The sequence below is a fragment of the Gordonia terrae genome (assembly GCF_051789125.1).
GTDB lineage: Bacteria > Actinomycetota > Actinomycetes > Mycobacteriales > Mycobacteriaceae > Gordonia > Gordonia terrae_A.
The window spans coordinates 3,563,115-3,585,115 of the sequence record NZ_CP196526.1 but is presented as its reverse complement, the minus strand read 5'-3'; the positions used below and the strand labels follow the sequence as shown (position 1 = coordinate 3,585,115).

The window sequence follows — 22,001 nt, the reverse complement described above, 5'->3', positions numbered from 1 at the left end:
CCGGCCGAGCGGATCTCAGGGCCGGGAGTCGGCCACTCCCGCGGGCGGGACGTCGGTCGCCGACTCGTATCTCGGGATGTCCGGCCGTCGACGATCGGTGGGAGGCGCATCCGACGGCGTCAGGTCGGCGGCACCCAGCTCCGCGACCGTCGGTCGCCGAGCACCCGCCGACGTCGTTCTACCGGCCTGGCGAGCGGTGGTCGACGGGCGGTCTGTCGGACCGTCCGTGCGCGGCGCGGGCGCACGGGATGCGGTGGCCTGGCTCTTGGGCGCCGCGGACTTGCTGCCTGCGGACTTGGCCCCGGCGGACTTGGCGGCCTGAGATCTTGCGCCTTGGGGTTTGGCACCCTGAGCCTTGGGCGGTTGTGACTTCGCGGTGGCCGATCCCGACTTGGTCGATCCGGTGCTCGCAGTGCCGGCAGCGGTGGCCCCTTTCGCGCGTCGATGCGAATTCGCCCGACCAGAGCCGGGGCGTTCGTCGTCGCGACGGCCGGCGGACGCGCGCGAGGGAGACCGTCGTTTCGCCGCGTCGTTGCCGTCGCGGGTCAGGAACCAGCGGGCCATGACCAGGGCGAGCGTCACGACGAACGTCGTCGCCATCCACGGGAAATCCGCGGCGATCGGGAGCAGCACATTGAAGATCAGACTCTTCAGACCCGACGACGCCTGCTCGGAGTTGAGGCCGTAGAGGGTGACGATGCTGACGAAGAACGCGATGAGCGGCGGCTGAGCGGCAGCGGTGAACAGCGCGCGCCGGCGAACCGCCAGCGCAGCGATCACGCAACCGACGAGGTAACAGAACTTGTAGATCGAGCCGAGCGAATCGTTGCTACCGGCGTCGATCGCCGCGCCGAGGCCCGTGATCCCGGTGCCCAGGAGAACGGCGCCCCACCACGGCACACCGCGGACCGCGGGCAGCACCGACTGCTGGTCCAGAGGCACCGCGGTTTGGAGACGTTGCGGGGAAGACACATGGTCACGGTACCGGTTCGTCGATGGAAATCGTTCCACCCCCGGACCGTGGCGTGGACGTCGCCGACGGCGTCGTCGCTGGTGTGCCCTCGGATCCGGCGGAACGGCAGGTGTCGTGGATCACGGGGGGCCGTGGAGCTTCCGCGACATCCCCCAGCGCGTCGAGTTCCGCCAGACGCCGGGCGGTGACGCCGAGCCGGCTGTCGACCGACCCGATCGTCGAGTTGTAGGCGTCGACCGTCCGCTGCAGGGAGGTGCCGAGAGTGCCCAGATGTCCGAGCACGGCCGCCAGACGCTGATGCAGTTGGAGACCGAGGTCGTGGATGACCGCCGCGTCGCGGGCCATCGCGTCGTGACGCCATCCCAACGCGACCGTCCGCAGCAATGCGATGAGGGTGGTGGGTGTCGCGATCACCACGTTGCGGGCGAACCCGAACTCGAGGAGATCGGGGTCGGTGCGTGCGGCGGACTCCAGGACGACATCGCCGGGCAGGAACAGCACGACCATCTCCGGTGTGTTGTCGAACGCGGACCAGTACGCCTTCGCCGACAACCTCGCGATGTGCGCGCGCAGTGCCCGGGCGTGCTCGCCGAGGAGACGGTCGCGTGCTGCGGCGTCGGTCGATTCCGCGGCGCGCAGATACGCCTCGAGTGGGACCTTCGCGTCGACGACGATGTCGCGCCCACCCGCCAGGTGGACGACGAGGTCGGGGCGGAGGGTCGGGCCGGAACCCGAACCGTTGACCGTGTCCGTGACCGTGACCTGGGTGCTGAAGTCACAGTGTTTCGTCATGCCTGCCAGTTCGACGACGCGCTCGAGCTGTACCTCACCCCAGCGGCCGCGTGCGTGGGAGCTGTGCAGCGCGTTGGCCAGCTGGCGTGTCTGGTCGTTGAGCGCCGCCGACGCGGCGTGGATGCCACGTACCTGTTCGGTCAGTCCCGCGTAGGCGCCGATCCGATTGGACTCGACCCGCCGCAGCTCGTCGGCGAGCTGCGCGAGGTTGGACTTCAGGGGCTCGACGATGTGGGCGACCTGGCTCCCGATCGCGCTCGACTGCCGACGGGCCGCGTCTTCGGTCGCCCACGACAGCGAGGACGCGACGTCCTCGCGGCCCGCGCGCAGCGTGTCGATCTCGGCGCGGGCCGCGGCGACCTCGGCCGCACTGCGCGCCGCATGCGCCCACCAGCCCAGGGCGATGCCGAGGACGACGCCGAACACGAGTGAGAGTGCAGCTGCGGTCATGGGGTCGATGGTGTCGGACGGCTCTGACAATCCCGCCGACGCGCGACGGCGGGCTGGGCATCGCCCCCCCAGGCGTCGTCGCCCTCAGGCGCCGGTGGGGATCGCCGAGTCGCGCGGTGCCTCGAAGTCGAGCAGCCACTGCTTTGTTGGGAGACCGTAGCGGAAGCCGCCGAGCGTTCCGTCACTGCGCTTCACCCGATGGCACGGGACGAACAGTGCCGCCGCATTGCGCGCACACGCCGCGGCGGCGGCGCGTACCGCCGCCGGCTGGCCGGCGAGTTCGGCGAATCTCGTGTAGGTGACAGGGTGGCCTGCGTCGACCTTGCGCAGGGCGTCCCATGCCTGCCCGAGGAACACGCCTCCGGACCGCTGGACCACCGCGACTCGTGAGGGTGCGTCGAGGTCGCCCGAGTAGTAGGCCGACACCGCGTCGGTGATCGAGGTGAGAGCAGCCGATCGCTGGGTGGCAGGTGGCCGCAGCGTCGGGTGGACGAGCGCGGTCAGGTAGGCGGGGTCGTCGGTCCAGCCGGACGCGAGGACCCGATGGTCGTCGTCGACGACGACGGTGAACGGCCCGTTGGGTGTGTCGACGGTCGCGAAGGCGGCCGAGGTCGGCGCGGGCGGGGTCGGCGCGGGCGGGGTCGGCCCGGCTGCGGGCTCGGTCTTGCCGGTGCTGTCGGTGGTGGTCGGTGCGGACATGTCTCTCCTCGGTGGGTTCGGGGGGTGATGGAGGCTCGTCGTCAGGTGCCGCGCGTCATACGACTTGTCCGGTGGCGTCGAGTCGGTGTCGCCACAGATGCATCGTCGCGTAGGAGCGCCAAGGTGCCCAGTGCTGTGTGTCGCGCAGGTCCACTCGGAGGTCGTCGGCGGCTCGCACCACGACGAGGTCGTTCGCGAGCAGGACGTCGGGGTCGCCGGTCACGCGCATGGTGACGATGTCGGCGGTCCATGGTCCGATGCCGGGCAACGCGAGTAGTTGCGCACGAAGATCAGACGCATCGACCCCCACATGTGGTTCCACCCGTCCTTCGGCGAGTGCGCCGGCGACACCGATCACCGCCGTGACCCGACGTTCGGGGCCGCGCAGGACCTCGTGTCCGCGCTCGGCGATGACCGCGGCCGTCGGGAACGCGCGCAGCGGGCGGTTGTCCCGGTCGGTGAAGGAATCCAGCGGCTCGCCGAGGGCGTCGACGAGCCGGTCGATCTGGTTTCGGGCCGCAGCCAGGCTCACCTGCTGACCGAGCATGGTCCGGATGATGGTCTCGGCGGGATCGAGACTTCCGGGCGCGCGCACGCCGGGTGCCCGGCCGATGAGTTCCCGCATCGTCGCATCCGTGCCGAGGGCGTCCTCGGCGGCCGCGATGTCGGCATCGAGGTCGAGCTGTCGTCGAATCCGGTTGACCGCGACTCCGAGATCGCGCATGTCGAGATGGTCGAGGACGACCACGGCGTGATCGTCGTGCGGCTCGACGACGGCGAGCGCAGGACCATGAGGTAACCGCAGCACGCGGCGATACGACCATCCCAGGGGTGCGTCGGCGGAGTCGGTCACCTCTTCGACGCCGACCGCTGCATGGGCGGTGAGGAACCATCGCATCCACTCCCACCGATAGGGCGCGCGGAAGGGGAGTCGCAAGGTCACGCTTCCCGGTGCGTGTTCGCCGTCGACGCGTCGGCCCCGCGGGGCGGGCAGACGACGCAACTGGGTGGGCGTGAGGTCGAACACCGCACGGATCGTGTCGTTGAACTGACGCACGCTCGCGAAGCCGGCGGCGAATGCGACGTCGGCCATCGGCATGGTCGTGCACTGGATGAGGACCCGGGCGTTGGTGGCGCGGTGCGCACGGGCGAGAGCTAGTGGGCCCGCGCCCAGGTGTTCGGTGAGGACTCGTGTCAGGTGCCGCGGCGAATACCGCAGCCTCGCCGCCAGGCCGTCGACGCCTTCGCGTTCGACGATCCCGTCGGCGATGAGGCGCATCGCGCGGGAGGACATGTCGGCGTTGAGATTCCACCGCGGCGAGCCGGGGACGGCATCGGGTGCGCAGCGTCGGCACGCGCGGAATCCCTGCTGCTGGGCCGCGGCAGCGGTGAGTACGAACGCCACGTTCTGCGGTCGCGGTGTCTGCGCGGGACACGACGGGCGGCAGTAGATCCCGGTCGTTCGGACGGTGACGAAGAACTGTCCGTCGAAGCGTGCGTCACGGGCCTGCACGGCCCGGTAGCAACGATCGAAATCCGGAGCCGAGCCGGCTGGGTACTGCACTGGGGTTCCTGCGGTCACTTCACCACTGTGTCACCTGGAGTTGGCTGGATCTGGCGGGAATCGGACATCGCTACGGACGTCGAGAAGAGTGGCGAAAAGTGTGATCTGGCGCACAGCGCTGTGGCAGCATGGCGCCATGACCACACGGTTCGATGGCCGCAGAAGTCGGCACGACGACCTGCCCCTGGCAGCGCTGCCCGCGTGGGGGCTCGAGATGATGATGGGTCTCTACGGCCCGGAGACGATACGCCAGGCGTGTGCCGACGAGGCGGAGCTCGGTGTCGTGGCCCCGCCGCCGCAGGCCCCCGAGCCCTGTCGGCGCGACGCCACTCCGGAGACGTTCAACCAGGTCGACGCCGAGCTGGAAGCGATCAACTCCCTGCTCCGCTACCTCGGACGCAAACTGCGTCGTAGCTGAGGCAACTGTCGTCTGCACCACGTGTTCTGACGCTTGTCGCCGCGTCGATGTCGCTTTGTCATGGCGATGTGTGAGGATCCCCAGGTGACTGACAGCCCGGATGACGACCGCGCGGAGAACGCTTCCGGCGACGAGAAACCAGACGCGAGCCAGCTCGGGGTCGATGCCGTCCTCGGCGGCGACGCGGTGCTCGGCGGCGGCAAGAAGTCGTATCCGACACGCACCCAGGTGATGATGTCGGGATTGCGATCGTGCGCGACGGTGGGTGCGCAGATCGTGCTCGTGGCTGCCGCCACCTGGGTGTTGTTCTGGCTGCTGGGCAAGTTCTGGGTGATCCTTCTCCCGGTCCTCCTGGCGATCATCGTGTGCACCATCCTGTGGCCACCCGTGCGGTGGATGCGTAACCACGGGGTGCCGGCCGCGGCGGCGTCGCTGGTGATGATGCTGGTCGGCCTCGGCGTCCTCGGCGGCGTGATCGGCCTGATCGTGCCCTCGGTCGTCGATCAAGCGCCGGAACTGGCGAGTCGCGCGACCGACGGCGTCCGTCATCTGCAGGACTGGGTGCAGGGTCCGCCTCTGAATGTCGACGACAAGCAACTCGACAACATGGTGGACACCATCACCGGCCGACTGCAATCGAGCGCGTCGACGATCGCGGCCGGCGTCTTCAGCGGCGTCGGAACGGCGACCTCGGTCCTGATCACACTGTTCACCTCGCTCGTGCTCGTGTTCTTCTTCCTCAAAGACGGTCCGAAGTTCGTGCCGTGGCTCAACCGCACCGTCGGCCGGCCGTCCGGCTACCACCTCGGTGAGGTGCTGACCCGGATGTGGAACAGTCTCGGCGGCTTCATCCGGACGCAGGCGATCGTCAGTTTCGTCGACGCCGCCCTGATCGGTCTGGGCTTGTTCATCCTCAACGTCCCGCTCGCCTCGGTGCTGGTGGTCATCACCTTCCTCGGCGGCTTCATCCCGATCGTCGGCGCCTTTGTCGCCGGTGCCCTCGCGGTGCTGATCGCCCTGGTCTCCAACGGACTGACGACCGCACTCATCGTGCTCGGCATCATCCTCGCGGTGCAGCAGCTGGAGGGCAATGTCCTGCAGCCGTGGTTGCAGGCCAAGTCGATGGACCTCCACGCGGTGATCGTGCTGCTGTCGGTGACGCTGGGCGGCACGCTCTTCGGGATCACCGGTGCCTTCCTGGCGGTTCCGGCGGTGGCGTCGCTCGCCGTCGTCCTGCGCTACCTGAACGAGCGGATCGCCGAGCGGGCGGGGGAGTCGTTGCCACCCGCCGGTGCGGCGGTGACCACCCAGATCGGGGTCCCGAACGAAGACCCGCCGAACGATCCGCCCAACCCGGTGAAGGGTCTGCTCGACAGAGACTGAGCGCCAGGGCTGACGCACCGGTCGGCGTCGGCGCGACTGCCGATAGACTGGGCGCCCGTGAGTCTCACCCTGGGAATCGTCGGCCTGCCCAACGTCGGAAAGTCGACCCTGTTCAATGCCCTGACACGTAACGACGTGCTCGCCGCGAACTACCCGTTCGCCACCATCGAGCCCAACGTCGGCGTGGTCGAGTTGCCGGACGAGCGGCTCGACCGCCTCTCCGAGATCTTCGGCAGCGAGCGGATCCTGCCTGCCACGGTGTCCTTCGTCGACATCGCCGGCATCGTCAAGGGTGCCTCCGAGGGTGAGGGCATGGGCAACCAGTTCCTCGCCAACATCCGCGAGGCCGATGCCATCTGCCAGGTCGTGCGGGTCTTCGACGACGGTGACGTCGTCCACGTCGACGGTCGGGTCGATCCGTTCGCCGACATCGAGGTCATCGAAACCGAATTGATCCTCGCGGACATGCAGACGCTCGAGAAGGCGATCCCGCGCCTGGAGAAGGACGCGCGCAAGAACAAGGATCTCGCCGCGACCCTCGAGGCCGCCAAGAAGGCGCAAGAACTCCTCGACAGCGGCAAAACGCTGTTCTCGCAGAAGGATTCGTTCGACCTGGCGTCGGTGCGCGAACTGCACCTGATGACCGCGAAGCCGTTCCTCTATGTCTTCAATTCAGACGAGGGTGTCCTCACCGACGACGCGAAGAAGGCTGAACTGCGCGCAGCCGTCGCACCCGCGGACGCGGTCTTCCTCGACGCCAAGGTCGAGAGTGAACTCCTCGAACTCGACGAGGAGGACGCGCAGGAACTGCTGGACTCCATCGGACAGGACGAGCCGGGCCTGACGTCATTGGCGCGGGCCGGTTTCCACACCCTCGGGCTGCAGACCTACCTCACGGCCGGTCCCAAGGAATCCCGCGCCTGGACCATCCATCAGGGCGACACCGCGCCCAAGGCGGCCGGGGTGATCCACACCGACTTCGAGAAGGGCTTCATCAAGGCCGAGATCGTCTCCTTCGACGACCTCGACGCCGCCGGATCGATGGCCGCCGCCAAGTCCGCGGGCAAGGTGCGCATGGAGGGCAAGGACTACGTGATGAAGGACGGGGACGTCGTGGAGTTCCGCTTCAACGTCTGAGCGAACGATGCCCTCCGAAGAGATCTACCTCGCGGCCGGTTGCCTCTGGGGTGCGCAGGCCTTCATCGCGACGCTTCCGGGGGTGACGTTCACCGAGGCCGGCCGGGCGAACGGCACGACCCAGTCCCTCGATGGCGGATATGACGGGTACGCCGAATGCGTGCGGACCCACTTCGACCCGACCGTGGTGGGCGTCGGTCAGTTGATGGCCTACGTCTTCGAGATCATCGACCCCTACAGCGTCAACGAGCAGGGGCCGGATGTCGGCGAAAAGTACCGCACCGGCGTGTACTCCGAGAACCCGGAACACCTCGAGCAGGCGCGGGCCTTCATCGACGCGAGAGATGACGCGGCTCGCATCGCCGTCGAGGTGCTTCCGCTGACCAACTATGTGCGCAGTGCCGAAGAGCATCAAGATCGTCTCGCGCGCTTTCCGGAGAGCTCGTGCCATCTCCCGCGGGAACTGCTGACCAAGTACCGCGCCGTGAACGTTCCGCACTAGGTATCGCTCAGCGAGACCTACTGCTGAACCGTGGGATCGCTGGACAGGTCGTATTCGGCAGTGCGCAACCACTAGCGTGACGAGCATGCCCATCACATTCGAGAACGTCGCCATCGCCGTCCGCGACCTCGACGCCGCGATCGCCTTCTTCACCGACCTCGGCCTGGAGGTCATCGGCCGCGACACCGTCCGGGGTGAATGGTCCGACACCGCAGTCGGACTCGACGGCAATCACGCGAAGATCGCGATGTTGCAGACCCCGGACGGGAGCGGGCGGCTCGAACTCTTCGAGTACATCCACCCCGAAGCGATCGAGACCACGCCCACCCGTCCCAACGACATCGGCATGCACCGTGTCGCGTTCTCGGTCGACGACATCGACGACGCCCTAGCCATCGCCGCGCGCCATGGTTGCCACCCGCTACGCGGCGTGGCGACGTACGAGAACATCTACAAACTGACCTACGTGCGGGGTCCGAGCGACATCCTCGTGATGCTCGCGCAGAGACTCACACCGAGCGAACCTGACCACACGGTGTGACGAGCCGTCACGGAATCGAACCGAACGGGTTGCCGCCGAACGGCAGTCGCGAACCACCGGAGCCGTCGTCGCCGGAGTCACGTCCGGACTCGGGCACGGTTGTCTGCTCCTTGTCGACGGTGCTGCCGAGCTTCACCTGGACCGTGCGGGCATCCGAACCCGACCCGATGGTCACCGGCACGGTTTCACCGGGCTTGTGGGTGAGGATCTGCGCCATGAGGTCGGCGTAGTCGGCCACCGGGGTGTCACCGATCTTCGTGATGACGTCGCCCTTGTCGATGCCGGCTTTGTCGGCCGGTCCGCCGCTCTCGACGGTGGTCACCGTCGCGCCGTCCTCGGTGTTGTTCGACGACAGTGAACCGGACACCCCCAGTACGGGTTTGGTGGCCTGGCCATCCTCCAGCAACTGGTTGGCGATCCGCTTGGCGGTGTTGATCGGGATGGCGAACCCGAGACCGAACGTCTGCAACCCGCCGCTCGCGGCCTGCCCGGTGTCCACCGCCGAGTTCACCGCGACGACCTGTCCCTGAAGATTCACCAGCGGTCCACCGGAATTGCCGGGATTGATCGGTGTGTCGGTCTGCAGACCGTTGTAAACGGTCACGCCGGAACCGCTTTCGTCGCCGGCGGCCACCGTCCGCGACAGTGCGCTGACGATACCGGAGGTGACCGTGTTGGACAGGCTGTCGGGACTGCCGACGGCGACGACCTGCTCACCGACCTTGAGTGCGTCCGAGTCGCCGAGGGTCGCCGGCGTCAGTCCGGATGCGCCGTCGAGCTTGATGACCGCGAGATCGTAGGAAGGGGAGTTGCCGGTCACCGTCGCGGTGTGTTGCTTCCCGTCGCCGGTGGTGACCACGATCTTGCTGCCCGATCCGGCACCCGCGACGACGTGGTGGTTCGTCAGGACATAACCGTCCGGGGAGAGCACGATCCCACTACCCACCGAGGTGCCGTTGGGGGTCTGGACCTTGATGTCGGCGGCTGACTTCGACGCGACGCTCGCCGCGTACGTCACCGATCCCGGTTCGAGGCCGGCCGCGTTGGCGGCGGCCGCTGGCTCCGAGCTGAGCGAGGGCACCGACGGCGCGGCGCTGTGTCCGACGAGGGCGGTCCCGCCGACACCCACCGCGCCGCCGATCAATCCGGCGAGAAGTGCGGTCACGATGATGGGTTTGGTCACCCCGGCGCGGGGCCGCGACACCGGTGGCATCGGCGGATGTGTCAGGGGCGGATGTGTCAGGGGCGACGTGGGCGGCGGGGTGGCCTGCTGGTTCATCAGCCAGGGTCCGGGTGGCTGCGCGGGTCCGCGCGGCGGCCCAAAGGGTTCGGTGATCGGGTCGTGGTCGTCGGGGGTCTGTGGCTCGGGGTTCTGTGGCTCGGGGTTCTGGGGCATGGGGGTCTGGGGCGTGTTCACGGCACCACGATGCCCGGGCCTGATGTGAGTAGGGCTACAGATATCCTGCGGATTTCCTGACAACGTCAACGCGGAATCTCAGGTGTTTCTGACCTGCGGACAACGGAATTCCCGAGGTGCGTCTCCGCACGCGAAAACTGTTGTGGATCGAATGCGTCTCCACGGTAGAGTGATCCGCCGATCACCCGGAACCACCGTAACTCTCGAGGGCAGTGACATTTTCATCGACCACGCAACCGTCGCGGATCTCGACGATGCGGCCAGCACTCTCACCGCCGCTTTCGACGCCTATCCCTGGACACGATGGTCCATCCCTGCCGACGGCTATCGGGATCGGCTGCAACGACTTCAACGGATGTACCTGGGGTACGCCGTCGATCACGGAGTCGTGCTGGTCACCCAGGACCTGTCTGGTGTGATCGCGATGCTGCCCCCGGATACACCAGAGCCGGACGAACAGTTCCAGGCGGAAGTGGCCGACCTGCACGGCGACCGGCTGGCCGCCGTCGCCCGGGCTCACACCCCTGCGCCTCCGGAGGGCGCCTGGAACCTTGCGACGCTCGGCGTCCACCCGGAGAGTCAGGGCAACGGCATCGGAAGCGCACTGGTTCGAGCCGGATTGATCGTCGTCGACGAGAAGAACCCGCCGCGTGCGCGAGTCGCGCTCGAGACCTCCGACGATCGTAATGTGCAGATCTATCAGCGGGCCGGATTCATGGTCGCCGCAACGACTCCGGTGGACGCGGGGCTCGTCGTGCACTCGATGGTCCGCGAGTCGGGTGGCGACGGGTTGCCCACGGCCGAGTGAGGACGCTGCTAGCGTTCGGCCGATGGCAGGCTTCGAGTTGACCGACGACGACCTGCGCGTCGTCGTGCGTTATGCCACGCAATGGGCTGCCGAGGTGCTCCCGGTTTTCGAGCGAGCGCAGCCCGACGACGAGCGGCCGCGCGCGGCCATCGAGGCGGCGCGGCACTTCATCGGCGGTGCACCCAGATCCGCGCGACAGCGGACCACCGCCTTCGCGGCGCACCGTGCCGCCAGGGCCGCACCGTCGGAGGCCGCGCGACTGGCCGCACAAGCCGCCGGCGACGCCGCGGCGTCCGCCTATCTGCATCCGATCGCGAAAGCGCACCAGGTCGGGCACATCCTTCGGTCCGCGGCGAACCGGGCCTACATCGCCGAGATCGAGGGCGGCGGCGCCCCGGATGTCGGGGACGAGATGATCGAGGCCATATGCAGACGGACGCCGCCCGAACTCGTCGACGTGCTGTGCCGGTATCCGGAACCCCGCGGCGCGGCGTCGCGAGCCGCGCGTCTGATGGCCGATCTCGACACGCGGTTGCGTCGTCGAGGCGGCAGGACCGACTGGGACGCCTGACTGAGACGAATGGCCGCTCGGCCACACTCAAATACTCTGTGCCGGAACGGGTTTTGATAACTCATTCGCGAGACAAAACGAAACGCCGCATGCGATGGTGTTGCCTGGCCGTTGAGTGAAATCGTTCACCGGCCGTCGGAGTTGTCACATGTCGAAAGGTATTCAGTGTCCTCGTCTGAACTCGGTCTCACCGCACTCCTCGCCTTCATCGGTCCGCTCCTCGCGCTCTACGCCAACGGCAGCTAGAGCGGGGGGAGTCGTCGGACTCCCGTGAGCGTCGCCGGCCGCACGGATCGCATCGTCGATCCGTGCGGTCGCCGGCGTCTGGGACACGTGCCGACCTTCCCGGTGAAAGTTGCACATCGCGCGCCGATCGTCGTCGATACTGCATCGGTGACTCTTTCCAGACGAACCGTCCTCGCGGCGACGACCGTGGTGCTGCTCGCTGTGGCCGGACTCCTGGTACCGACGCCGGCGAGCAGCGATGCCGCCCCCTCGGGCTGGCGGTACACGATGGTGGCCTTCAGCAATTCGAGTGCGCGCGACATGGATGTGTACGAGTCCACCGACGGCCTCGAGTACCGCATGGTGCGCAAGTCCGCCTATCGACCGCCGACGGGTTACGTTCGCGACGCGAGCATCTTCCGTCACACCGACGGCTGGTATTACGTGACGTACACGACCGCCGACGGCGCGAACATCGGGTTCGCGCGTAGCCGCGACCGCGTGAACTGGAACTTCTTGTACAACTGGCCGGTCCCGCTGTGCTGCGCGTTCCTGCCGGGAACGGGAGACGGCAGGGGTCTCGGCTCGTCGAGCGGGCCCGGTTCCTCCGGTTCGGCGGGTTCGAGCGACGGTCCGTCGTTGTCGCCGTTCACGACCAAGGCCTGGGCTCCCGAGTGGTTCGTCGAGGGCGGCCGGGTCAACGTGATCCTGTCGATGTCGACCGGTGGTGGCTTCGTCCCGTATGTGATGACAGCGCTGGACCCGGGGCTGCGGTTCTGGAGTCCGCCGGTCCCGCTGCTGAGCATCGGCGCCGACCACATCGACACCACGGTCATCAAGGTCGGCCCGACCTATCACGCGTTCACGAAGAACGAGACGAAGAAGTTCATCCAGCACGCGGTCGCGACGTCGTTGTACGGGCCGTACCGGTTCGTGCCGCCGGGCAACTGGGGTCTGCTCGTCGAAGGTCCGGCCGTCGTCCAGTTGCCGAACGGTGCCTGGCGTATGTACCTCGACGCCTACCGGAACAACCGATACCTGTACTCCGACAGCACCGACGGAATGCGTACCTGGTCGCCCGTGAAGCAGATCCCTGGTATTTCCGGCACGGTCCGGCACGTCGGGGTCATGCGAGAGCGGGCCTGACCGCAGCGCCCGAGCTCACCCGACGGTGATCGCGTCCAGGCGTTCCCTGATGAACTCCCCGGAGACCACCGGCGGGAGTCCCGACCGTCGCCCGATCGGCGGGGACACCGGAACGACCGTGGCGTCGTGGTCGAGTTCGTAGAAGTAGATCAGTGACACCAGGTCTTCGGCGGGTGCGTCGGGCTGCGGCGGCAGCACGCGGTGGCGTCCCGCCGGCCATCGTCCTGCCGACCAGTACTCGAGGATGTCGCCGATGTTCACGGTCAGCGCCTCGGGGTTCCACGGCGCGTCGGCCCAGCCGCCGTCGTCGCTGAACACCTGCAGCCCACCCGCTCCCGGTTCGCGATCGAGAATGGTGACGGTGCCGAAGTCGGTGTGCGGGCCGATGCGGAACTGGCCCGGCTCGGGTTCGCCGACATCGTGCAGGGGCGGGTAGTGGTTGATGTTGGCCGTCCACGTCGGGTTCGACGCCAGGTCGCGAAAGGGATTGGCGGCCGGGTCACCGGAACCACCGAGACCCAGCGCCGCGGCCATCAGTTCGAGCAGGTCGTCGGAGAGCCGCTTCATCTGGCTCGTCCACGCGGTGAACAACTGACGGAGTTCAGGGATCTCCGCGGGCCAGACGTCGGGAGCGAACCAGAAATCGTCGACCTCCCGGATTCCCACCGGCGTCTGGGCGCCCGAGGTGAACGTCTCCTTCAGATCGGGTGGGGTCTCGGTGCCCTCGGAGAAGCCGTTGGCCTCCTTGCCGGGACCGATCCAACCGCGACCGCCGACGCCGACGGAGTACCGCTCTTTGACATCGGTTGGCAGCGCGAAGAATCGGCGGGCGGCGGCACGCAGTGCGCCGGGTAGCTCGGGATCCAATCCGTGTCCCGTGACGAGGAGGAAGCCGGCCTTCTGCAACGACTCGTCGACGGCGGCGCACACGGACTCCGCCGCGGTCCCTCCCGAGCGCCACGCGGCCAGGTCGACCGTGAGGACCGGGCTGCCGGTCACGGCTTTCCCTCCGCGGTGTCCTCGTCGACCGTGCGGCCGATGTCCTCGTTCCACACCGCCGGGTTCTCCTCGATGTAGGTCGACATCATGTCGATGCATCGCTGGTCGTCGAGCACGATGACGTCAACCGCATTGTCGCGCAACCAATCCTCGCCGCCGTAAAACGAGGTGTGTTCGCCGATGACCACCGTGCCGATGCCGAACTGCTTGATCAGACCCGAGCAGTACCAGCACGGTGACAGCGTGGTCACCATGATCGTCGAACCGTAATCGCGCTGACGTCCGGCGGCCCGGAACGCATCGGTCTCGCCGTGTGCCGACGGGTCGTCGTCCTGCACCCGCCGGTTGTGCCCCCGGCCGAGGAGAGTGCCGTCCGCGGCGAACAGGGCCGCGCCGATCGGGATACCGCCTTCTGCCAACCCGGTGAGCGCCTCGTCGACGGCGATGTCGAGCAGTGCGGGGAGGTCGAGGTCTGCGTGATCGTGGAGCGTGCGCGTCATGGTGTCGAGAGTGCCGTGCACACCGCGACGAGACAACCGACAAAACGTCGTGCTGCACACGGTGCGAGCACTGCATAGTGTCAACCCATGATCCCCAGCCCCGAGCGCGGCGACACGGTGTCGATGCCGACCCTGCGCCAGATCCTCCGCGACCAGCTCGCACCCGCGGACCCCAGAATCCTGTGTGGTCACGACCGGCTCGACGATCCGGTGCGCTGGGTCCATTCCAGTGAGATCTACGAGATCGGACCGCTGCTGACCGGCGGTGAGCTGCTGCTCACGACGGGACTCGGCCTGCGCGGACTCGACGGCGGCACCCGCAAGCACTACGTGCACGACCTTGCCGAGCGCGGGGTGGCCGCCGTCGCCTTCGAGGTCGGGCGCACCTTCGACGAGGTCCCCGAGGAGATGGTGCGCGCGGGGTCGGCCACGCGGCTGCCGATCATCGAACTCCGGTCGGTCGTCCCTTTCATCGATGTGTGCCGAGCCGTCAACACCTCGATCGCGGCGCGCGAGGTCGACGAACTGCGGATGCGCGCACTCCTCGACGACGCCCTGCACGACGATCTGGCCGCCGGTGCCGGGGTTGCCCCGATGCTGGAGCATCTCGCCGGCCTGCTCGATGCGCCGGTCGTTCTCCTGACCGCGGCCGGCGCGCTCGTGTCCGCTCACGGGGTCGATGACGACTCGGCCGCGTGGCGCGTCGTCGACCGGGCGGTGGCTGAGGTGCCCGTCAGAAGCAGAGGGCGGTCGCTGGCGCGTCTGGTCGTCGGTGAACGTGCCGGTGCGCCGACGGTCCCGTTTGCCGAGACGCTCCTGCGAGCGGCCGCCGGACCGGTGTCGGTGGGGTTGACGCGCGCCGGGGCGCGGGGCTCAGCACTGGCGGCGAGGCTCGTCGAGGACCTGGTCGATGGCCGTCCGCTGCGCCGTGCCGACCTCGAAACACGTCTTGCCGGTGCAGGTGTCAGCGTGGGCGGCCCGTCGGTGCTGGTGCCCATCGCCGCGGAGGCGCCCGACCCGCGGATGGCCGATGCCGCGGTGGCCGCCGCAGCTTTCGACTCGATGGCCCGCAGCATCGTCGACGCGACGGTGTACGCGCTCGTCTCGGTTCCGGTCGGTACTCCCGGCAACGTCGACCCGGTCGACCGGGTGGCGTCCGGGCTGGCCCGGACCAGCGGGCTGGGACGCACGACGATCGTGGTCGGCGACCCCGTGGGCATCGACCCTTCGCGCCCGGGCACCGACGCCTCGAGAACTCTGACCGACTCCCTGCGGCGGTGCGCGCGGCAGCTGGGTCTTGCCGCGTCCGCGGTGTCACCGGCCGGTGCGGGCCGGCGGGTGCACACCGCGCGCGAGCTGCTCGTCGACGAGGCCATCGGGGCGTTGGAGCCCTCTGTGCGCGCGGAACTGACCGCGCTCGCGGCGCCGCTGGCCGCTCACGACGAGCGCGCCTCGACCGAACTCGTACGCACGCTGGCGGTGCACCTCGCGCACGGATGCAGTGCGACACGGTCGGCCGAGGTGCTGCACATCGGTAGGCAGAGCCTCTACCAGCGCCTGGAGCGCATAAGGGGGGTACTGGGGTTCGACCCGACCGAACCCTCCGTCTACGCGTCGATGATGGTGGCCCTGCGGTCTCTCGGCGCCGAGGCCTGACGTCGGGGGCGTCACCAGTTGTAGTCGAGGAACTTCCCGTCGAACGTCACCACGACGCGGTCGCCGTCGGGGTCGGCGCGGCGCTCGATCCCGATCTTGAAGTTGATGGCGCTCATGATCCCGTCCCCGAACTCCTCGTGGATGAGTTCCTTCAGGGCGGGTCCGTACACGTCGAGCGCCTCGTAGAGGCGGTAGATGGTGGGGTCGCTGGTGGCTGCCTCGTCAGGTGTCCGGGTGGGCTGCAACCGCAGGCTCTCCGCAACGCCCTCACCGAGTCCGAGCAGCTCGACGACGGCGGCGGCCTTCGCCGGGGGAACGGGATGCTTGCCCAGCAGCGCCGCCACCGTCCACACCAGCGGCGCGTCGATCGTGTCGGCGATGCTCGCCCAGGTGAGCCCCTGTCGGATGCGTGCCGAGTTGATCAGTTCCGCCGCTTCGGATTTCGGCATGATCGGGGTGGTCATCGTGTTCTCCTCGCGGTGATGGGATCTGAAACGGTGCTGTTCGGCGGTGACGTGCCGGAGCGCGCAACGTTGTTCGGGCGCGGCACCATCGGTCAGTATCCCCACGAATGGTGGTGTGGGCCACCGCTGGTTCCCAGCGGGTGCACTTCACACGTCGCGGCCCGGGAAGTGAGGCCGGTGTAACACGATGACTCGCCGATGACACCGTGCGGACATGTGGCCCCGCTTCCATGGGGCGACTACTGAGGAGTTCGAGGAGAACCACATGTCTTATGTGAAGCCGTCTGAATTCGCGGTGAAGATGGTCGACGCCGGCGAGGCGAAGGTGTTCCTGTCGGCGCGCGACACGCTGATCCGGGCGTTCATGGCGGGAGCGATCCTGGCCCTCGCGGCCGCGTTCGCCGTGACGGTGACCGTTCGGACGGGGGAGCCGCTGCTCGGCGCGGTGCTGTTCCCGGTGGGATTCGTGATGCTCTACCTGATGGGCTTCGACCTGCTCACCGGTGTGTTCACCCTCGTCCCGCTGGCACTGATCGACAAACGCCGGGGCGTCACCGTCAAGTCGATGCTCCGCAACTTCGGCCTGGTGTTCATCGGGAACTTCCTCGGGGCCATCCTGGTCGCGGTGATGATGGCGGTGATCCTCACCTACGGGTTCAGCGTCGGCCCCGACGAGGTGGGACGACAGCTCGGAGAGATCGGGCACAGCCGCACCGTCGGCTACGCCGAGCACGGCGCGGCCGGAATGCTGACACTGTTCATCCGCGGAGTGTTGTGCAACTGGATGGTGTCGACCGGTGTGGTCGGGGCGATGATGTCGACGTCGTTGCCGGGCAAGGTGATCGCGATGTGGATGCCGGTCATGGTGTTCTTCTACATGGGCTTCGAGCATTCGATCGTCAACATGTTCCTCTTCCCGTCGGGTCTCATGCTCGGCGGCGACTTCTCGATCGCCGACTACCTGGTCTGGAACGAGATCCCCACCGTCATCGGCAACCTCGTCGGTGGACTGACCTTCGTCGGTCTGACGCTGTACCTGACGCACGCACGGACGGCGCCGGATCGTCGTCCCGCCTCGCATGACGAGACGACCGAGGTCGACGTCGCCGTGCCGGTCCGCACGACCGCCTAGCCCGGTGACCCGTATGACCCCGTAGCCGCGGTGCGGGTACGGGGTCATACGGGTCGGCAGGTCAGGCGGTGGTCACCGAATCCGGATTCGGCCGATCGTCCTGCAGGGCGCGTGCATACCAGGCACCCAGCCCGAGGAGGATGAGTCCGGTCACGATGAACACGACGACGCGGAAGATGCCGTCGAGAGTGGCCAGGTCGAAGAGGAACAGCTTGGCGATCGCCGCGGCGACGAGGACCATACCTCCGGTGACAGCGGCGGTACGGGCAGCGCCACCACGCCGCCGGGCGTAGGCCAGCGCCACGCCGGCGAGGGCCATCCAGCAGGTGGTCGCCAGAACGTGCCCGGCCAGGAATCCGTCTGGTCCGCCGACAAGTACGCCCGCGGTCACGCTGATCGCGGTGAGCGAGAAGACGACGACCGTGCCGGCGATGATGTGGGCTGCGCGAGAGAGGCTTTCGTCGGTCAGCCGCGCCCAGCCCGCAGCCAGGACGATCGCTCCGGAGGCCGCGAACAGACTCGCGACGACGATTCCGAGGTGTGCGTCGCGTTCCATCAGATCGGCGTCGGCGAGCACGTACGGCGGCACAGCGTCGAGAAGGGCTGCGAAACCGATCGCCCAGATGACCGAGCCCCCGGCGAGAAGTACCCGCGAGGCCACCGGCGACGAGCGGGCGACGAGACCGGTCACCGTGGCCAGCCCCAGCATCACGGCGACCGCCACCGTGCCGTCGAAGGCTACGAGCACCGCGACGAACAGCATGAGAAGTGCAGTGGCGGACCAGATCTGGGCGACGGAGTCGGGTACCAGGCGAGTGGTGGTGCCCGAACCCGTGAACCCCGAACCGATCAGCCCTGAACCGATCAGCCCTGAGCCGATCAGTACGGTGCCGATGAGCGCCAGCGCGATCGAGGTCTGGAGGATGACCGCGCCCGGCATGCCCATTGCCGAACCGGCGAACAGTACCGGGATGGTCGTCGCACTCGCGAGACCCGCCAGGACCTCCCGGAATCTGGTGGTGGGCATGGAGAGCAGCGCACCGCCGACGCCGAGGGCGACGACCACGGCGACCGCTGTCGCGAACACCGGGTCGGCGTTTCCGGGCGCACCCCATCCGGCGAGGCCGAAGAGGCCGACCAGGGTGAGCGGGATCGTGGGTGCGGCCAGGCGGACGGCGTGCAGCCAGATCCAGTCACGGCCGAACTGGACCCACGCCGACGCGGCGCAGAGCACCACCATGAACGCGATCAGGGTCGTGTCCAGTCCGCCGGTGAGGACCGGGGCCAGGACGATCAGCGGCACCACGACCAGAAGCCCCAGATGTTCGCTGTGCCACCGATGGGCCAGGACGAGACCACCTGCCGCGACGAGTCCGGCGACGCAGAGGCCGGGGATGATCGGCAGCCACTCGTAGATCTTGGTCGCGGCCAGGACATCGAGGTAGCCGGCCGCGATGCCGGTGGCGGTCAGGGCGATGGCACCGATCCGGCCATCGGCCCGGCGGCGCAGCCACATTCCACCGGCGACCAGTGCCGCGGCGAGGACCGCGCCGCCGGCGACGCGGAATTCCGGACGGAGGATTCCGGCCTGAGCGGCCAGGACGAGGAGCAGTGCGACGCCGATGAGTGTGACGCCGACCCCGGCGGTGGCGAGAATCTTGCCGATCAATCCGCGCTCGGCCGCCGCGCCGATGCGTTCGGACATCGACGGTCCGGGCGGCCGCGGCGGTGGGACGACCGGCGGCACGGGCGGCCGATACGACGTGTTCGGGCGACCGGTCGGGTCACCTGGATTGCTCATCGGGGGTACGGCGGCACCCGGCGGCATCGGGGGAGCGGTCGGCGGCCGGTGTAGCTGCGCGTACGGCGGCGCCGCGGGTGCCCATGGTCGAGGCGGGGCCTCATGCGGGTGCCTCGGCGTCGGCGGAGGCGACGCCACGGTCGGCGGAGTGAGGCCGGGAGGCGCTGTGTGGGGTGTGGACTGCGGCGCGGCGACGGCCTCGCGAGCCGACCCGTCCGGTTGGGCGACGATGCGCCTGAGCTCAGCGAACTCGGCTGACACGGTGGACATCTGACGCGCGATGGCGTCGAACTCGGTCGAGATCCGGGCAAGCGTGGCAGTACTCGGATCGCCGCCGAACATGCTGCTGGGAGAGGTCATGATCCGACGATGACCCACCGCGACCCGGTAGGGATGAGTAGTCGTACGCACACGGGGTGAGGATTTCGTGTGAGCGAGGTGTGCGGCGCGAGGAGCGGCGGCCGCCGGCGGCTACTGTTGGGCCATGCCTGCGCAACGGGTGCGAATCGACAAGACCACGCCGCAGGTCTATCGGAAGCTGATCGCGGTGTCGGCCGAGGTCACCGCGGCCGCCGAGTCGATCGGGTTGAACCGGTCACTCGTCGAGTTGGTGAATCTGCGGTGCTCGCAGATCAACGGCTGCGCCTATTGCATGGATCTCCATGCGCAACTGGGCCGTTCCGCGGGCCTGTCGACACAGCAGATCGACGTCATCGCCGGGTGGCGTGATGCGCCCGACCTGTTCGACGACGTCGAACAGGCGGCCCTGGAGATCGCCGAACTGGTCACCGAGCTACCCGCGCACGACGCCGCCGATCTCGCCTACGACCGGGCGACCGACATCCTCGACACGGAGCAGACCGCGGTGCTGATCTGGGCGGCGGTGACCATCAACGCGTTCAACCGGATGTCCATCGTGAGCGGATACCGCCCACGGCCCGGCGCATCGCCCCGGAAGTCGGCGGCTCCGTTCACGCGAAACACGAACGGCTGACCGGTCGCCATCCTCGACTCACCGTCCTTTCCGGGCGAAGACCCAACCGGCCGCGGCGAGTGACAGCATCGTGATCGCCGCGCACCACGCGAGTCCGGTTACAGACTGCGACCCCAGGTCGTGCACCGGTGACCCGCCGGTGCCCACACCGACGAGCAGGGCCCGTATCGATTCGATGACCGGGGTGACCGGTTGCGTCTCGGCGAAGCCGCGCAGCCACGCCGGCATCGTCTCCGGTGGCACGAATGCGCTCGACACATAGGGCAGGAAGAGCATGACGAAGCCGAAACCGCCTGCGGCGGCGGGTGTTCGTACCGACACCCCGATGAATGCGGCGAGGGAGGTGATCGCCAGGACATAGGCGAGGACGATCCCGGCGGCAGCGAGCCACTCGGCAGGCGATGCCGAGGGCCGGAACCCGATGGCCACCGCGACGATCAGGACGACCGCGGTGGACACGGAGTTCTTCACCAGACTGGCCGCGACATGTCCGAACACCACGGTCACACCGACGATGGGCATCGACCGGAAGCGGTCGATGATGCCGCCGTTCATGTCGGTGGCCACCGCCAGTGCGGTGTTGGACGCGCCGTAACCCGCGCACAGCAGGATGACCCCGGGGGTCGCATAGGTGATGTAGTCGGTGCCCACGGACATGGCGCCGCCGAACACGTAGACGAACATCAGCATGATGGCGATCGGCAGGATGAGGGCGAGGAGCAACTCGTCGGGATCGCGGCTCATCATGCGCAACGACCGCGAGAACATCGTGGTCGCGTCGATGCGGAGGTGCCGAAGCCGCCTCGACGACGCGTCGTGGACCGGCGGGGCGTCGACGCTCATGCCGCGACCTCCTCGCCGGTCGCCGGAACCGCCGGCCGGCCGGTCGAGGCCAGGAACACGTCGTCCATTGTGGGAGAGCGTAATTCCCAGGCGTCGACGGTGACCGTGGTGTGTTCCACGGCGTCGAGGACCGCGCGCGTGTGGGACAACGAACGGTCCGTCGGGATGCGAACGGTGGTCGCCTGGACCGAGGGACCGAAGCCGCTGAGGTCGCGGGCGAGTGCCGCCGCATCGGCCGCGGTCGGTACGACGAACTCGAGTGCGGCCTCGCCGACGCGGCGTTTCAGGTCCTCCGGCGTGCCGGTGGTCCCGATCCGCCCGCCGCTCATGAGGGCCACGCGGTCGGCCAGGCGGTCTGCTTCCTCGAGGTATTGCGTGGTCAGCAACACTGCGGTTCCCTGGGCGACCACATCGTCGATGACCTGCCACAGCATCTGACGACTCCGCGGGTCCAGGCCGGTGGTCGGCTCGTCGAGGAAGAGCACCACCGGCCGGTCGAGTAGTCCGGCAGCGAGATCAAGACGCCGGCGCATGCCCCCGGAGTAGGTCGCCACCAGCCGGTCGGCGGCGTCACTGAGATCGAACGCGGTCAGGAGTTCGTCGACCCGGTCATCGACGGTCCGCCGGCGATGGTGGGCCAGACGCCCCATCATCGTGAGGTTCTCGCGAGCGGTGAGCTTGTCGTCGACCGCAGCATATTGCCCTGTGAGACTGATGATCTCGCGCACCTGGCGGCGCTGGGTGGCGACATCGAAGCCGCCGACGCGCGCGGTCCCGCCGTCGGGTCGGGTGAGTGTGGACAGGATGCGGACCGTCGTGGTCTTGCCTGCCCCGTTGGGGCCGAGGAGGGCGACGACCTCGCCGGCGCCGACCTCGAGGTCGAGTCCACTGAGAACGGGCACTCGGTTGTCTCCGCTGCCCAGCGACTTGACGAGGCCGATGGCTTCGACGGGAGGAGCGGCGGTGCGGGCGCTGGTGGGCATGGG

22 protein-coding genes are annotated in these 22,001 nt (G+C 68.3%); 11 read left to right on the top strand and 11 right to left on the bottom strand.

Annotated elements, in window-relative coordinates:
• Positions 1–15: 15 nt before the first annotated feature.
• The 4 genes from ACSUZC_RS16320 to ACSUZC_RS16305 all read right to left on the bottom strand — a co-directional run bounded on the left by ACSUZC_RS16320 (position 16) and on the right by ACSUZC_RS16305 (position 4,478).
• Complete coding sequence (locus ACSUZC_RS16320) at positions 16–972, bottom strand: DUF6542 domain-containing protein (protein WP_439029550.1); 957 nt, start codon at positions 970–972, stop codon at positions 16–18.
• 4 nt (positions 973–976) lie between these two features.
• Positions 977–2,215, bottom strand: a complete 1,239-nt coding sequence (locus ACSUZC_RS16315) for a DNA recombination protein RmuC (protein WP_439029549.1) — start codon at positions 2,213–2,215, stop codon at positions 977–979.
• A gap of 84 nt (positions 2,216–2,299) precedes the next feature.
• Complete coding sequence (locus tag ACSUZC_RS16310) at positions 2,300–2,914, bottom strand: methylated-DNA--[protein]-cysteine S-methyltransferase (RefSeq protein WP_439029548.1); 615 nt, start codon at positions 2,912–2,914, stop codon at positions 2,300–2,302.
• A gap of 55 nt (positions 2,915–2,969) precedes the next feature.
• A complete protein-coding gene (locus ACSUZC_RS16305) occupies positions 2,970–4,478 on the bottom strand; it encodes a DNA-3-methyladenine glycosylase 2 family protein (protein ID WP_439029547.1) in 1,509 nt (502 codons plus the stop codon).
• Between the two features lie 136 nt (positions 4,479–4,614).
• On the opposite strand from ACSUZC_RS16305, the gene ACSUZC_RS16300 reads away from it, so the two are divergent.
• The 5 genes from ACSUZC_RS16300 to ACSUZC_RS16280 all read left to right on the top strand — a co-directional run bounded on the left by ACSUZC_RS16300 (position 4,615) and on the right by ACSUZC_RS16280 (position 8,459).
• The gene (locus tag ACSUZC_RS16300; RefSeq protein WP_439029546.1) at positions 4,615–4,896 is read left to right on the top strand and encodes a hypothetical protein; all 282 of its coding nucleotides are present in this window, start codon (positions 4,615–4,617) and stop codon (positions 4,894–4,896) included.
• Between the two features lie 84 nt (positions 4,897–4,980).
• Positions 4,981–6,279 (top strand): AI-2E family transporter, encoded by a 1,299-nt coding sequence (locus tag ACSUZC_RS16295; protein ID WP_439029545.1) that lies wholly within the window; start codon positions 4,981–4,983, stop codon positions 6,277–6,279.
• 57 nt (positions 6,280–6,336) lie between these two features.
• Positions 6,337–7,416 carry a redox-regulated ATPase YchF gene (gene ychF / locus ACSUZC_RS16290; protein ID WP_439029544.1) on the top strand — a complete coding sequence of 360 codons (1,080 nt, stop codon included), beginning with the start codon at positions 6,337–6,339 and terminating at the stop codon, positions 7,414–7,416.
• A 7-nt stretch (positions 7,417–7,423) separates the two neighbouring features.
• A complete protein-coding gene (locus ACSUZC_RS16285) occupies positions 7,424–7,918 on the top strand; it encodes a peptide-methionine (S)-S-oxide reductase (protein WP_439029543.1) in 495 nt (164 codons plus the stop codon).
• A gap of 85 nt (positions 7,919–8,003) precedes the next feature.
• Positions 8,004–8,459 (top strand): VOC family protein, encoded by a 456-nt coding sequence (locus tag ACSUZC_RS16280; RefSeq protein ID WP_439029542.1) that lies wholly within the window; start codon positions 8,004–8,006, stop codon positions 8,457–8,459.
• A gap of 7 nt (positions 8,460–8,466) precedes the next feature.
• Here ACSUZC_RS16280 and ACSUZC_RS16275 read toward each other — a convergent pair whose 3' ends face one another.
• Positions 8,467–9,855 (bottom strand): S1C family serine protease, encoded by a 1,389-nt coding sequence (locus ACSUZC_RS16275; protein ID WP_439033154.1) that lies wholly within the window; start codon positions 9,853–9,855, stop codon positions 8,467–8,469.
• Positions 9,856–10,045: 190 nt separating this feature from the next.
• Here ACSUZC_RS16275 and ACSUZC_RS16270 point away from each other — a divergent pair, with 190 nt between their 5' ends.
• The 3 genes from ACSUZC_RS16270 (at position 10,046) to ACSUZC_RS16260 (ending at position 12,626) form a co-directional block, all read left to right on the top strand.
• Positions 10,046–10,684: a GNAT family N-acetyltransferase gene (locus tag ACSUZC_RS16270; protein WP_439029541.1), complete on the top strand. Its 639-nt coding sequence runs from the start codon at positions 10,046–10,048 to the stop codon at positions 10,682–10,684.
• Positions 10,685–10,706: 22 nt separating this feature from the next.
• The gene (locus ACSUZC_RS16265) at positions 10,707–11,255 is read left to right on the top strand and encodes a putative immunity protein (protein ID WP_439029540.1); all 549 of its coding nucleotides are present in this window, start codon (positions 10,707–10,709) and stop codon (positions 11,253–11,255) included.
• Positions 11,256–11,648: 393 nt separating this feature from the next.
• The gene (locus tag ACSUZC_RS16260; RefSeq protein WP_439029539.1) at positions 11,649–12,626 is read left to right on the top strand and encodes an arabinofuranosidase; all 978 of its coding nucleotides are present in this window, start codon (positions 11,649–11,651) and stop codon (positions 12,624–12,626) included.
• 15 nt (positions 12,627–12,641) lie between these two features.
• Here the strand turns inward: ACSUZC_RS16260 and ACSUZC_RS16255 are convergent, their stop codons facing one another.
• Together ACSUZC_RS16255 and ACSUZC_RS16250 are read right to left on the bottom strand one after the other, a co-directional pair.
• Positions 12,642–13,625, bottom strand: a complete 984-nt coding sequence (locus ACSUZC_RS16255) for an isopenicillin N synthase family dioxygenase (protein ID WP_439029538.1) — start codon at positions 13,623–13,625, stop codon at positions 12,642–12,644.
• Positions 13,622–14,125, bottom strand: a complete 504-nt coding sequence (locus tag ACSUZC_RS16250; protein ID WP_439029537.1) for a nucleoside deaminase — start codon at positions 14,123–14,125, stop codon at positions 13,622–13,624. Before ACSUZC_RS16250 ends, ACSUZC_RS16255 begins: the two co-directional genes overlap by 4 nt.
• An 87-nt stretch (positions 14,126–14,212) precedes the next feature.
• Here ACSUZC_RS16250 and ACSUZC_RS16245 point away from each other — a divergent pair, with 87 nt between their 5' ends.
• The gene (locus ACSUZC_RS16245) at positions 14,213–15,781 is read left to right on the top strand and encodes a PucR family transcriptional regulator ligand-binding domain-containing protein (RefSeq protein ID WP_439029536.1); all 1,569 of its coding nucleotides are present in this window, start codon (positions 14,213–14,215) and stop codon (positions 15,779–15,781) included.
• 11 nt (positions 15,782–15,792) lie between these two features.
• Here ACSUZC_RS16245 and cynS read toward each other — a convergent pair whose 3' ends face one another.
• The gene (gene cynS / locus ACSUZC_RS16240) at positions 15,793–16,245 is read right to left on the bottom strand and encodes a cyanase (RefSeq protein ID WP_439029535.1); all 453 of its coding nucleotides are present in this window, start codon (positions 16,243–16,245) and stop codon (positions 15,793–15,795) included.
• A 265-nt stretch (positions 16,246–16,510) separates the two neighbouring features.
• Here cynS and ACSUZC_RS16235 point away from each other — a divergent pair, with 265 nt between their 5' ends.
• Positions 16,511–17,377: a formate/nitrite transporter family protein gene (locus ACSUZC_RS16235; protein WP_439029534.1), complete on the top strand. Its 867-nt coding sequence runs from the start codon at positions 16,511–16,513 to the stop codon at positions 17,375–17,377.
• 61 nt (positions 17,378–17,438) lie between these two features.
• Here ACSUZC_RS16235 and ACSUZC_RS16230 read toward each other — a convergent pair whose 3' ends face one another.
• Positions 17,439–19,538, bottom strand: a complete 2,100-nt coding sequence (locus ACSUZC_RS16230; protein WP_439029533.1) for a DUF2339 domain-containing protein — start codon at positions 19,536–19,538, stop codon at positions 17,439–17,441.
• 124 nt (positions 19,539–19,662) lie between these two features.
• Here ACSUZC_RS16230 and ACSUZC_RS16225 point away from each other — a divergent pair, with 124 nt between their 5' ends.
• Positions 19,663–20,172 carry a carboxymuconolactone decarboxylase family protein gene (locus tag ACSUZC_RS16225; RefSeq protein WP_439029532.1) on the top strand — a complete coding sequence of 170 codons (510 nt, stop codon included), beginning with the start codon at positions 19,663–19,665 and terminating at the stop codon, positions 20,170–20,172.
• Positions 20,173–20,190: 18 nt separating this feature from the next.
• Here ACSUZC_RS16225 and ACSUZC_RS16220 read toward each other — a convergent pair whose 3' ends face one another.
• Both ACSUZC_RS16220 and ACSUZC_RS16215 read right to left on the bottom strand, forming a co-directional pair.
• The gene (locus ACSUZC_RS16220; RefSeq protein ID WP_439029531.1) at positions 20,191–21,015 is read right to left on the bottom strand and encodes an ABC transporter permease; all 825 of its coding nucleotides are present in this window, start codon (positions 21,013–21,015) and stop codon (positions 20,191–20,193) included.
• Entirely contained in the window at positions 21,012–21,998 is a 987-nt protein-coding gene (locus ACSUZC_RS16215; RefSeq protein ID WP_439029530.1) for an ATP-binding cassette domain-containing protein, read from the bottom strand. Before ACSUZC_RS16215 ends, ACSUZC_RS16220 begins: the two co-directional genes overlap by 4 nt.
• Between the last annotated feature and the right edge of the window lie 3 nt (positions 21,999–22,001).